This is a genomic window from Cupriavidus sp. 10L43_2 (assembly GCF_056395265.1).
The window spans coordinates 160,575-173,030 of the sequence record NZ_JBFTJE010000007.1 but is presented as its reverse complement, the minus strand read 5'-3'; the positions used below and the strand labels follow the sequence as shown (position 1 = coordinate 173,030).

The window sequence follows — 12,456 nt, the reverse complement described above, 5'->3', positions numbered from 1 at the left end:
GGGAGACGATTCGTCTCTCGCTGTTCCTGTGGGCGGACCGTGACGGTCAGCCCGAGGTTCCGTTGGGCCGGTGGGCCAGGGTGTCGTCGCCCGATGCCGGAGCATCGACGCGTGACGCGGTCTGGGACGATGACGCCGCAGCGCCGGCCTTCGGTGCCGGCTGGTAGCCATACCAGCGCGGGTAAAACTGGCGAACCACCTCGCCCTCGAAATGGAGCGCGTGGCATCCATGGAGCTGGTAAGGCGGTTCGGGATTCGGATCGTTGACGGTGGCGCCGTCGCGCACATTGAAGACATCGCCGGCAAACGCCTGGATGGCGGCGGTCGGCAGCACGCCGGCCAGCTCCGTCAGGTGGGTGCAGCCGGACACGCCGGACAGCCGCTCGCGCACCGCCTTGCGGAAGCCCTTTGTCAGGTTCAGGCCGATCAGCTTCCGGTAGGCCGGGCCGATCGTGTCGCAATGCGTCGGATACGGCACCCAGTCTGAGCAGGCTTCAGCATCCACCACGTTCATGCGGAGGTCGATCGTCACGCGCAGCCAGAGGTCGTGCAGCGGCTGGCCGATGGGGCGAATGCCGCCGCCGGCGAGTTCGATGTCACGTGGCTTGGTGTCGGTAAGGCGGGCCTCGATGTCCCACAGACCGTCTTCCCGCGCATACGCTTCCGCCGTGATGGCACGGCGATGACGCAAGGTGCGGTTGGCAGGCGGGGAAAGTGGCATGACAGCTGGGGCTGACGCGGGATGTTGAGGTGTGACCGGGGGCAAACGTCACGGCCGGGGCGGGACGGCCGACAGCCGCACGGCCGCCAAGGCCGGAAAACCGGGAGAGTTTAACATGCCGCGCCGCTTTGACCGGGAACATCCTGCGATACGGAATGTCGGGGGCGAATTGTTGCGCCGGTGACAACGCCGAACCACGGCGCGACAAGGGCTGGCGGGCGGCCATCGTATCCGGCGGCACGGTCGGTGGTGCGGCGCCGCAACGTTAGGCGCCGGATCACAAAATCCCTATTGCGCACGCAGGTATACAGTGGTCTACGTGGCGTAATCGACACGTTGTTGCCATCTCACTCGTCATCTTCCGCGCCGCGGATGATCTTGCCGACCACGGCGCGCGAGAAGCCGCGCGCGACCATGAAGCGGATCTGCTTGGCCTTGGCCTCCGGAGAATCCGGGGCGGTGCCGAAGCGCTTGCGCCAGACCTCCCGGGCCCGCTCGACCTCGGTGTCCCGCAGGCGGTCCTGGAGGTCATGCAGTTGTTCATTGCCGAGCTGATGGGTCTTGGCCTCCTGCATCACCCGGGCGGCGCCATAGCGGCTGGCGCGGCGATGGACCAGGCTATCGACGAAGCGGTCGTTGGAGAGCCAGTTCTCGCGCTCGAGCGCGTCGAGCAGGGTATCCACCTCCTCGGGCGTCTCGGCGTGCGGCGCCAGCTTGCGCCGCAGTTCGGCGCGGCTGTGCTCGCGGCGCGACAGGTAGCCAACGGCGCGGGCCTTCAGCGAGAGCGGGGGGCGGGAGCCAGCCATCAGGGGTCATCGACAGTGCAGTACCAATAAAAAAAGCCGCCGCACGATCTGCGACGGCTTCCGAGGGGCGGAGAAAGCTCCGCCTCAGCCTTCGATTTCGGCCGGCGCGCTGACGACAGCGGCGTTCATCGCCACCACGCCCAGCGCCGCACGGACCTTGTTCTCGATCTCAGCGGCGATGTCAGGGTTCTCGCGCAGGTATTCGCGCGCGTTGTCCTTGCCCTGGCCGATCTTTTCGCCGTTGTAGCTGTACCACGCGCCCGACTTCTCGACGATCTTGGCATCCACGCCGAGGTCGATGATCTCGCCCTGACGGGAAATGCCCTGGCCGTAGAGGATGTCGAAGAATGCCTCGCGGAACGGCGGCGACACCTTGTTCTTCACCACCTTGACCTTGGTCTCGTTGCCGATGACGTCGTCGCCCTTCTTGATCGAGCCGATGCGGCGGATGTCCAGGCGCACCGAGGCGTAGAACTTCAGCGCATTGCCGCCGGTGGTCGTTTCAGGCGAACCAAACATCACACCGATCTTCATGCGAATCTGGTTGATGAAGATCACCAGGCAGTTGGTGCGCTTGATCGTACCGGTCAGCTTGCGCAGCGCCTGGCTCATCAGGCGGGCCTGCAGGCCGGGCAGCGAATCGCCCATTTCGCCCTCGATTTCGGCCTTCGGCACCAGTGCGGCCACCGAGTCGATCACGATCAGGTCGATCGAGCCCGAGCGCACCAGGGCGTCGGTAATTTCCAGGGCCTGCTCGCCGGTGTCCGGCTGGGAGATCAGCAGTTCACCCACGTTCACGCCCAGCTTGCCGGCGTAGTTCACGTCCAGCGCGTGTTCCGCGTCGATAAAGGCGCAGGTGCCGCCCAGCTTCTGCATCTCGGCCACCACCTGCAGCGTCAGCGTGGTCTTGCCCGACGATTCCGGACCATAGATCTCCACCACGCGGCCGCGCGGCAAGCCGCCGACGCCCAGCGCGATATCGAGCCCCAGCGAGCCGGTCGACACCACTTCGATGTCCTTTTCGATCTCGCCATCGCCCAGACGCATGATCGAGCCCTTGCCGAACTGCTTCTCGATCTGGGAGAGCGCGGCGGCAAGCGCCTTCTGCTTCTCAGCGCTCACGCCGGCGCCGGCCTTCTTGTCGTCCATGGTCGTCCTTCAGTCAATGGTGTATAAATAGGCCGCATGCGGCGCGACGCCTGATTTTTAAGCGATTTCCGACGGAAATCGGCCTGAAAAGTGATCTGGCGTGCGACCCGACCCGGCTGCCCACAAGGCAGCCTGCGGAATGTCGGGTACTGTATAAAAAAACAGTATGCTTGGCAAGCCCCACCGGTTCCGCAACCGCGTGGCGTGCGATGCTGGCAACAGGGTGGAGACAACCATGCGCATTCTGATTGCGGAAGATGACGACGTGCTGGCAGACGGGCTCACGCGCTCGCTGCGGCATTCCGGCTACGCCGTCGACCACGTCGCCAACGGCGTGGAAGCCGATTCGGCCCTGTCGACCCAGCATTTCGACCTGCTGATCCTGGACCTCGGCCTGCCCCGCATGCCCGGCCTGGAGGTGCTCAAGCGCCTGCGCACGCGCGGCGCGATGCTGCCGGTGCTGATCCTGACCGCCGCCGATGGCGTGGACGAGCGGGTCAAGGGCCTGGACCTGGGCGCCGACGACTACATGGCCAAGCCCTTCGCGCTGTCCGAGCTGGAGGCGCGCGTGCGCGCGCTGGTCCGGCGCGGCGCGGGCGGCGGCGCCACGCTGATGCGCCACGGGCCGCTGGCCTTCGACCAGGTCGGCCGCATCGCCTACCTGAACGAGCAGATGCTGGACCTGTCCGCACGCGAGATCGGCCTGCTGGAGATCCTGCTCACGCGCAGCGGGCGGCTGGTTTCCAAGGAACAACTGGTGGACCACCTCTGCGAGTGGGGCGAGGAAGTCAGCAACAACGCCATCGAGGTCTATGTGCACCGGCTGCGCAAGAAGATCGAAGTGGGTGGCATCCGCATCGCCACGGTGCGCGGCCTGGGTTACTGCCTGGAGAAGTTCCAGCCGGTGATGGCGGCGCATGGCTGATCCGGGGGCGGCATGCGCCTGCTGAGACTGCGCTGGGGCCGCCCGCCGGCCCTGCCCCCCCTGCCCAACTCGCCGCCGCCCCTGCCGACCCTGGCCGACGCCGCGGCGGAGGACGCCGCGCTGGCCGACGCCCTGCCGCACCTGGAAGAATCGTCCGCCCATCCCTCCCCGCGCTCGCTGTTCGGCGAGATCCTCGACTGGATGCTCGCCCCGCTGCTGCTGCTCTGGCCGATGAGCATTGCGGTCACCTACCTCGTCGCCAAATCCATCGCCAACGGTCCGTTCGACCGCGCGCTGGAGGCCAGCGCCATCGTGCTGTCCCAGCAGGTGCGCGAGGTGAACGGCCGCGTGACGCTGCAGCTGCCGCTCTCCGCGCGCGAGATCCTGCGGGCCGACGAAACCGACAATATCTATTACCAGGTGGTGGGCAAGCGCGGCGAGTACGTGGCCGGCGACCACGATCTGCCGCTGCCGTCCGAGGAGGACCAGGGCCATGCCGGGCTGGTGTCCCTGCGCGACGACCGCGTGGCCGGCAACGACGTACGCGTGGCCTATACCTATGTCGACCTGAAAAGCGCCGGCTCCCAGCCGGTGCTGGTGCAGGTGGCCGAGACGCTCGACAAGCGCGCGCGGCTGGCCAACGAAATCATCAAGGGCGTGATCCTGCCGCAGTTCGTGATCCTGCCGCTGGCCGTGGTGCTGGTCTGGTTCGGCCTCACGCGCGGGCTGGCGCCGCTGACCGCGATCCAGCAGCGCATCCGGGCGCGCAACCCCGGCGATACGAGCCCCATCGACGAGACCGCCGCGCCGCAGGAGATCACGCCGCTGGTGGCATCGTTCAATGACCTGCTGGCGCGACTGGACCAGTCCGTGCAGACGCAGAAGCGCTTTATCGCCGATGCCGCGCATCAGATGAAGACGCCGCTGGCCGGGCTGCGCATGCAGGCCGAGCTGGCGCAGCGCGAGCAGTCGCCCGAGGAATTGCGCCGCTCGCTGGCGCAGATCGCCGGCAGTTCCGAACGCACCGCGCACCTGGTGACGCAGCTGCTTTCGCTGGCGCGCATGGAGAACCTGGCCGGCGCGGGCGGCATGGCGCCGCTGGACCTAACCGCGCTGGCGCGTGAGGTGGTCAAGGACTGGCTGCCGCAGGCGTGGGCGCGCCGCATCGACCTGGGGCTGGAAGCCGACGACCACCCGGTGACCATCACCGGCAACCGCCTGATGCTGACCGAGATGCTCAACAACCTGCTGGACAACGCGATCCGCTACACGCCGTCCGGCGGCCATGCCACCGTGCGCGTGGCCGCCGATCCGTTCGAGCCGTTCGCCTATCTCGATGTGGAGGACACCGGGCCGGGTATCGCCCCGTCCGAGCGCGAACGGGTGATGGAGCGCTTCTACCGCGTGCTCGGCACCAATACCGAGGGCAGCGGGCTGGGCCTCGCCATCGTGCGCGAGATCGTGCAGCAGCATGGCGGCGAGGTGGCCATCGACGATCACGTTTACCAGCCGTCGCCCCGGCTGGCCGGCACGCGGCTGCGCGTGACGCTGCGCCGCGCCCAGAACGGCAACGGCACCGGCACCGGGGAGCCGGCATGAGAAAGCCCCCGCGCGACCGCATGTCGCCGCAGGAGCGCCGCGCGTGGCGCCACAACCGGCGCTGGATCGGCGCGCTGCTGGTAGTGTGGTTCGTGGTGTCGTTCGTGGTGAGCTGGTACGCGCGAGAGCTGCGCTTCGACTTCTTCGGCTGGCCCTTCTCGTTCTGGGTGGGCGCCCAGGGGGCGCTGATCGTCTACGTGGCGATGGCCGCGCTCTACGCCTGGCGCATGAACCGCGCCGACCACGAGTTCGAACCTGACGGCCACCCTGCCCCGCCGGCCGGGGCCGAAGCCGTCCCGCACGTCACCCCACCTCCCCCGCAAGCCCCTGCCGGGGCCGATGCTGCATAGCAAGATTCCCGCCCCGCCGTACCGCGTGGCCCGCCCGGTGCCGCGCCCAACCGCAGCGCAGCAACCCCGGCGCTTCGGGGGAAGTTCCCCCCGCTAGCGTATACCCCGACGATTTAGGCGCCATTCCCGTCATTTCTGTCAGAACGCAGTAAGTTTCACCTCCCACAATCCTCTTCAACTTCGATGCAGCGGTCCGCACACGCGTGGCCGCTGACAACGGGGAACCTTTCGATGAGACGGAGGAGACAATAATGGCAAACGCGCAAAACGTGGCAGTGCCGGGGGGCGGTGCACAAAACACGCCGATGACGCGCGAAGAGAGGAAGGTCATCCTGGCCTCTTCGCTCGGCACGGTATTCGAGTGGTACGACTTCTACCTGTACGGTTCGCTGGCGGCGGTCATCGCCAAGCAGTTCTTCGCGGGCCTGGACCCGACCTCGGCGTTCATCTTCGCGCTGCTGGCCTTCGCGGCGGGCTTCCTGGTGCGCCCGTTCGGCGCGCTGGTGTTCGGCCGCCTGGGCGACATGATCGGCCGCAAGTACACGTTCCTGGTCACCATCCTGATCATGGGCCTGTCCACCTTCCTGGTGGGCCTGCTGCCCGGCTACGCCACCATCGGCTGGGCGGCCCCGATCATCCTGATCGCGCTGCGCATGCTGCAGGGCCTGGCGCTCGGCGGCGAGTACGGCGGCGCGGCTACGTACGTGGCGGAGCACGCCCCGCACGGCAAGCGCGGCGCGTACACGGCCTGGATCCAGACCACCGCGACGATGGGCCTGTTCCTGTCGCTGATCGTGATCCTGCTGACGCGCGAGCTGACCGGCCCGAACTTCGACGTCTGGGGCTGGCGTATCCCGTTCCTGCTCTCGATCCTGCTGCTCGGCATGTCGGTCTACATCCGCCTGTCGATGAGCGAATCGCCGGCGTTCCAGAAGATGAAGGCCGAGGGCAAGACCTCCAAGGCTCCGCTGACCGAGGCATTCGGCCAGTGGCGCAACATGAAGATCGTGATCCTGGCGCTGCTGGGGCTGACCGCCGGCCAGGCCGTGGTCTGGTACACGGGCCAGTTCTACTCGCTGTTCTTCCTGACGCAGGTGCTGAAGGTGGACGCCAAGACGGCCAACCTGCTGATCGCCGGCGCACTGGTGATCGGCACGCCGTTCTTCATCTTCTTCGGCTCGCTGTCTGACAAGATCGGCCGCAAGTGGATCATCATGATCGGCTGCGCCATCGCCGTGCTGACCTACTTCCCGCTGTTCAAGGCGCTCACGCACTACGCCAACCCGGCGCTGGAGCGTGCCCAGCAGACCGCGCAGATCGTGGTCACGGCCGACCCGAAGACCTGCTCGTTCCAGGGCAGCCCGATCGCCCGCGAAATCGACTTCCGCAGCTCGTGCGACATCGTCAAGCGCACGCTGGCCCAGGCATCGGCCAGCTATGAAGTGATCGACGCCCCGGCCGGCACGCCTGCCTCGGTGAAGATCGGCGACAAGGAGATCAAGGCGTTCGACGCCACCGTCGTGAAGGGCGCGTTCGACGACGAGAGCAAGGGGAAGATCGCCGCGTTCAAGAAGGAAGTGTCCGGCTCGATGGCCTCCCACGGCTATCCGACCAAGGCTGACCCGGCCCAGATGAACACGATCATGGTGCTGGTGATCCTGGTCATCCTGGTGATCTACGTGACGATGGTGTACGGCCCGATCGCTGCGATGCTGGTGGAGATGTTCCCGACGCGGATCCGCTACTCGTCGATGTCGCTGCCGTATCACATCGGCAACGGCTGGTTCGGCGGCCTGCTGCCCACCATCTCGTTCGCGTTGGTGGCCCAGAACGGCAATATCTACTACGGCCTCTGGTACCCGATCATCATCGCCGCCATGACCTTCGTGATCGGCGCGCTGTTCGTCCGCGAAACCAAGGACGTGGATATCTACGCCAACGACTGAGCCAGATTCAGATTCAGGCCAGCGCTGCGCAACCGCGCTCAGGATAGACCGGCACCGCAAAGCTAGTACACGGCCGGTCGCTCCTTCTCAGGCAGATCTTCGGATCTGCCATTTTTTTGGGCAGCCTGCGGAAGCTTGCATAAAACTGTCACGAGGGTGTTGACAGGCTCCAATCCGTGGGTATAATTGCGGTCTTCGTTGGCGAATTAGCTCAGTCGGTTAGAGCGACGGAATCATAATCCGCAGGTCCGGGGTTCGAATCCCTGATTCGCCACCATCTATTAGAAAAGCCGCAGTCCTTCACGGGATTGCGGCTTTTTGCTTTGGGCCGCCTTCCGCCCCCCCCCTGCGTGACCCTCAGCGCGCATTTTCCGACAGATCATTAGAATGGGCCTCCGGCAACTTGCCTGTCCTATTCGCTTCCACTCCCATCCAGGAAGGATCTGTCCCCGATGAAATCCCTCGCCTTTGCCCCCAAGGCCGCCCGCCGGCTGGTTCGCGCCGCGCTGGCCGGCTTGATGTTTGCCAGTCTTGCCGCCACGGCCGCGCCCGCGCAGGTCAAGGAGCAGGTGCCCGGCTTCTATCGCCAGCAGGTTGGCGACGTGGTCGTCACCGCCCTCTATGACGGTTATGTCGATCTCGGCAGCAAGCTCCTCAAGGGCATGCAGGCCAAGGATCTCCAGTCGCTGATGGCGCGCATGTTCGTGGTCGACAAGAACGGCGTGCAGACTGCCGTCAACGGCTTCCTGGTGCATACGCAGGACAAGCTCGTGCTGGTCGATGCCGGCGCGGCGCAGTGTTTCGGCCCGACCATGGGTGGGCTGGTGAACAACATCCGCGCCGCCGGCTACAAGCCGGAGGACGTGGACGCGGTGCTCCTGACCCACCTGCACCCCGACCACGCTTGCGGCCTGACCCAGGGCACCACGGCGGTCTTCCCCAATGCCACGGTCTGGGCCTCGCAGAAGGATGCCGATTACTGGCTCAGCGACGCCGCCGCGCAGCAGGCCCCCGAGGACAAGAAGCCGTTCTTCAAGATGGCCCAGGACGCCGTGGCGCCCTACAAGGCCAAGGGCGCGCTCCACACCTACGCCGACGGCGCGCAGCCGCTGCCCGGCTTCAGCGTGCTCGGCACGCCGGGCCACACGCCGGGGCACAGCTCCTATCTGGTGACGTCGAAGGGCCAGACGCTGCTGTTGTGGGGCGATATCGTCCACAGCCATTCGGTGCAGATGGCCCACCCCGAGGTGTCGATCGAGTTCGATTCGGACCAGCAGCAGGCCATCAAGACGCGCAAGGCCGTCTTCGCGCAGGCCGCCGCCAAGGGCTGGCTGATTGCCGGCGCGCACATGCCGTTCCCGGGCCTGGGCCACATCCGCAAGGATGCGCGCGGCTACAGCTGGGTGCCGGTGGAGTACGGTCCGGTCCGCGCCGACCGCTGATCGGCAAGGGGGCGAACCGGGTGCCGCCCCCCGCGCTGGCACGGTGCATGCTCGATCCGGGCATGCACATCCACGCCCGCGCCATCAAGTATTTCGACATGATCCGCCGCTGCGGCTCCATCCGCGAAGCCGCGCGGCGGCTGCACGTGGCCTCGTCGGCCATCAACCGCCAGCTGTTGCAGCTCGAGGAAGAGATCGGCAGCCCGCTGTTCGAGCGCCTGGCCACCGGCCTGCGCCTGACCCCGGCCGGCGAGGTGTTCTCGCGCCACGTGATCACCGTGCTGCAGGACGAGCAGCGCCTGGCCACCGAGCTGGAACTGCTGCGCGGCGTGCGACGCGGATCGCTCAGCGTGGCGGCCGTGGAGGGGCTGAATGCCGACCTGATGCCCGCCATGCTGACGCAGATGCACCGGCGCTACCCCACTATCCAGATCGACGTGCGCATCTGCGGCTCCGAACAGGCCGCCCAGGCCGTGATCGATGGCGAGGCGGACCTTGGCATCGGCTTCTCCATCCGCCGCCACGACGGCCTGCGCCAGTGCATGGTGTCGCGTTTCGCGCTCGGCGCCATCGTGCCGCCCGGCCATCCACTGGCCAGCCTGCCGCACGTGGCCTTTGCCGAATGCGCGGCCTACCCGCTGATCCTGCCCCGGCCGGAACTGTCGATGCATGAACTGCTCCAGCCCGTGCTCGCCCATCACAAGCGCGCCTTGCAGGTGCTGCTGGAAACTTCGTCGATCGAACTGGCGAAGGGCCTCGTGGAGCGCGGCGTGGGCATCTTCTTCCAGAGCCGGCTGGGCCTCGAGCGCGAACTGCGCGACGGGCGGCTGGTGCACGTGCCGCTGGACACCCCCGCGCCGATCTGCTCGGAACTCGGCGTCTACGTGCGCGCCGGCCGCACGCCGCCGCCGGCGCTGGACGCCTTCATCCGGATTGCCGCGGAGGCCATCGAGGCGCGCGAGCGCGACGAAGCCCTCGCGCTGCGCAAGCCCACCGCGCCGCACCGCGACCGTGCCCCGGCGCGCCAAAGCGAGGCATCGGCGGAGCCACTCGCGCACGCCTTGAGTGCATGAGCCGATAGCCGCCCCCGGCAGTGCGCCGGGCGGCCCGCCGGGGTGCTCGCATTTCGGCATCACCCCGCGCAAAAATCGGCGCTATCCAGCGCAGTGGCCCCTCCCTAGACTGGGTTGCATCCGTCGCCCAGCCTTCGAGGCCCGCCGCTCACCGTGACTGCCACCGCCCCCGCCTCCCTCAGCCTGCCCCTGATCGACATCGCCGGACTGCGCAGCGCCGACCCCGCCGCACGCCGCGCCGTGGCCACGCAGCTGCACGATGCCTGCGCGCATCGCGGCTTCTTCTACCTGACGAACCACGGCATCGACCCGGCGCTGATCCGCGATGTGTTCGCGGCCAGCCAGCGCTTCTTCGACCTGAGCATGGCCGACAAGCTCGCCGTGGACAAGCGCCTCTCGCCCTGCAACCGGGGCTATGAGCCGCTGCGCGCCCAGACGCTGGAAGCCGGCGCGCCGCCGGACCTGAAGGAGAGCTTCTATATTGGTGCCGAGATTGCCGCCGATGACCCGCGCGTGCTGGCCGGCCGCTTCAACACCGGCCCGAACCAGTGGCCCGCCACCCTGCCGGCCTTCCGCGACGTGATGGAGGCGTACTACCAGCAGGCGTACGCGCTGGGCGCCACGGTCGTGCGCGGGCTGGCGCTGGCGCTGGACCTCCCCGAGGATCATTTCGATGGCTACCTGCACGACGCCTCCGCCACGCTGCGGCTGCTGCACTACCCGCCCCAACCCGCGCAGCCCCAGCCCGGCGAGAAGGGTTGCGGCGAACATACCGACTTCGGCGGCGTGACCCTGCTGCTCCAGGACGAGACCGGCGGCCTCCAGGTCTGGGACGCCCTCCAGGCCAGCTGGATCGATGCCCCGCCCGTGCCCGGCGCTTTCGTCGTCAATATCGGCGACCTGTTCGCGCGCTGGACCAATGGCCGCTACGTCTCCACGCTGCACCGCGTGATCAACCGTTCGGGCCGCGAGCGCTATTCGGTGCCGTTCTTCTTCACCGGCAACCCGCTGCACGAGGTGGCGTGCCTGCCGACCTGCCGTGCCGAAGGCGAGGCCGCCAAGTACCCGCCCGTGACCGTCGAGCAGCACCTGATGGACTGCTACCGGCGCACCTACGGCTGACCCGATCATGTCGATGCAACGCCCCCACATCGTCCTGATCCATGGCGCCTGGCAAGGCAGCTGGGCCTTCGCCGCCTGGCAGCCGATGCTCGAAGCCGCCGGCTGGCAGGTACACGCCGTCGACTTGCCCGGCAACGACCGCAGCCCCGAAAGGCGGGCCGACGCCACCCTCGCCGGCTACACCGCCCACGTGTGCGCACTGCTGGCCGCGCTGGACGCGCCCGCAGTCGTCCTCGGCCACAGCGGCGGCGGCCTGACCGCCTCGCAGGTGGCCGAAACCCTGCCAGACCGCGTGCGCGCGCTGGTCTACCTCGCCGGCATGATGCTGCCCACCGGGGTCAGCTTCGGCGACGTGATCGCCCAATGCCGCGCCGCCGATGCCGATTTCCACTACGCCGGCATCGTGCCGCTCCTCGCATGGGATGCCGATGGCACCACAAGCCGCGTGCCGCCCGCCGCCGCGCGCGAGATCTTCCTGCACGACTGCCCGCCCGAGGCCGCGCAGACCGCCGCCGCGCGGCTCTGCCCCCAACCAGACACAGGCCGCGACATGCGCAACACGCTCAGCCCCGCGCGCTTCGGCCGCGTGCCGCGTGTCTATGTCGAATGCCTGCAGGACCGCTCCGTCACGCTGCCGCTCCAGCGGCGCATGCAGGCGCTCACGCCGGGCGCCCACCGGATTTCGCTCGACTGCGGCCACGTGCCGCAACTGGCCTGCCCGCAGGCCCTGACCGACGCCTTGCTGCCCCTCCGAGCCATGCCCTCACGAAGACCTGCGGAGACCATGACCATGTCTATGACCACGCCCGAACCCACTACCCTGCCCGCCCAGGGCCTGCCGCCCACGCCGGAACAGATCCGCCGCCACCTGCGCCGCGCCCAGCAGGTGGCCGAGCGCGCCGTGACGCTGGGCCACCACCCGTTCGGCGCCATCCTGGTCGGTCCGGACCAGGAAACCGTGCTGCTGGAGCAGTGCAACATCGACACGGTGAACCACGCCGAATCCACGCTCGCACGCGTGGCCGCCACCAACTTCCCGGCCGACTACCTGTGGGGCTGCACGCTCTACACCACCGTGGAGCCGTGCTGCATGTGCGCCGGCACGGCCTACTGGGCCAATATCGGCCGGGTGGTGTTCGGCATGACCGAGCATGCGCTGCTGCAGTACACGGGCAGCCACGCGGAGAACCCGACCATGAGCGTGCCGTCGCGCTATGTGTTCGATCATTGCCAGAAGGCCGTGGAGCTGATCGGCCCGGTGCCGGAGATGGAGGCCGAGATCGCCGCGGCGCAGCGCCGCTTCTGGGCCGGCCGATAGCAAGG

General features: G+C 67.7%; 11 protein-coding genes, 1 tRNA gene and 1 pseudogene. 10 read left to right on the top strand and 3 right to left on the bottom strand.

All coding sequences use genetic code 11. The annotated features are described in order from the left end of the window. Positions 1–46 precede the first annotated feature (46 nt). The 3 genes from AC1DEL_RS12905 to recA all read right to left on the bottom strand — a co-directional run bounded on the left by AC1DEL_RS12905 (position 47) and on the right by recA (position 2,676). Positions 47–721 (bottom strand): DUF2889 domain-containing protein, encoded by a 675-nt coding sequence (locus AC1DEL_RS12905; RefSeq protein WP_092291995.1) that lies wholly within the window; start codon positions 719–721, stop codon positions 47–49. Between the two features lie 347 nt (positions 722–1,068). Further along, on the bottom strand, positions 1,069–1,527 hold the full coding sequence (gene recX, locus AC1DEL_RS12900) for a recombination regulator RecX (protein WP_441591743.1): 459 nt from the start codon (positions 1,525–1,527) through the stop codon (positions 1,069–1,071). Between the two features lie 84 nt (positions 1,528–1,611). Further along, positions 1,612–2,676, bottom strand: coding sequence for a recombinase RecA (recA, locus tag AC1DEL_RS12895; protein ID WP_092291991.1), 1,065 nt, complete (start codon positions 2,674–2,676; stop codon positions 1,612–1,614). Positions 2,677–2,911: 235 nt separating this feature from the next. On the opposite strand from recA, the gene AC1DEL_RS12890 reads away from it, so the two are divergent. The 10 genes and pseudogenes from AC1DEL_RS12890 (at position 2,912) to AC1DEL_RS12845 (ending at position 12,451) form a co-directional block, all read left to right on the top strand. Next, positions 2,912–3,601 (top strand): response regulator, encoded by a 690-nt coding sequence (locus AC1DEL_RS12890; protein WP_092291989.1) that lies wholly within the window; start codon positions 2,912–2,914, stop codon positions 3,599–3,601. Positions 3,602–3,613: 12 nt separating this feature from the next. Next, positions 3,614–5,200 carry a sensor histidine kinase gene (locus AC1DEL_RS12885; protein WP_441644815.1) on the top strand — a complete coding sequence of 529 codons (1,587 nt, stop codon included), beginning with the start codon at positions 3,614–3,616 and terminating at the stop codon, positions 5,198–5,200. Further along, positions 5,197–5,550, top strand: a complete 354-nt coding sequence (locus tag AC1DEL_RS12880; RefSeq protein WP_441591739.1) for a DUF4212 domain-containing protein — start codon at positions 5,197–5,199, stop codon at positions 5,548–5,550. Before AC1DEL_RS12885 ends, AC1DEL_RS12880 begins: the two co-directional genes overlap by 4 nt. Before the next feature lie 251 nt (positions 5,551–5,801). After that, positions 5,802–7,496, top strand: coding sequence for an MFS transporter (locus AC1DEL_RS12875; protein WP_477107830.1), 1,695 nt, complete (start codon positions 5,802–5,804; stop codon positions 7,494–7,496). Between the two features lie 200 nt (positions 7,497–7,696). After that, positions 7,697–7,773 (top strand) — tRNA-Met (locus tag AC1DEL_RS12870). A gap of 175 nt (positions 7,774–7,948) precedes the next feature. Beyond that, positions 7,949–8,938: an MBL fold metallo-hydrolase gene (locus AC1DEL_RS12865; protein ID WP_092291981.1), complete on the top strand. Its 990-nt coding sequence runs from the start codon at positions 7,949–7,951 to the stop codon at positions 8,936–8,938. 62 nt (positions 8,939–9,000) lie between these two features. Continuing rightward, positions 9,001–10,011, top strand: a complete 1,011-nt coding sequence (locus AC1DEL_RS12860; protein WP_477105527.1) for a LysR family transcriptional regulator — start codon at positions 9,001–9,003, stop codon at positions 10,009–10,011. Positions 10,012–10,164: 153 nt separating this feature from the next. Next, complete coding sequence (locus tag AC1DEL_RS12855) at positions 10,165–11,133, top strand: isopenicillin N synthase family dioxygenase (protein WP_477125822.1); 969 nt, start codon at positions 10,165–10,167, stop codon at positions 11,131–11,133. A gap of 7 nt (positions 11,134–11,140) precedes the next feature. After that, positions 11,141–11,857: pseudogene (locus AC1DEL_RS12850) on the top strand (alpha/beta fold hydrolase); the annotation flags it as partial. 66 nt (positions 11,858–11,923) lie between these two features. Beyond that, complete coding sequence (locus AC1DEL_RS12845) at positions 11,924–12,451, top strand: nucleoside deaminase (RefSeq protein ID WP_092292155.1); 528 nt, start codon at positions 11,924–11,926, stop codon at positions 12,449–12,451. The last annotated feature ends 5 nt before the right edge of the window (positions 12,452–12,456 follow it).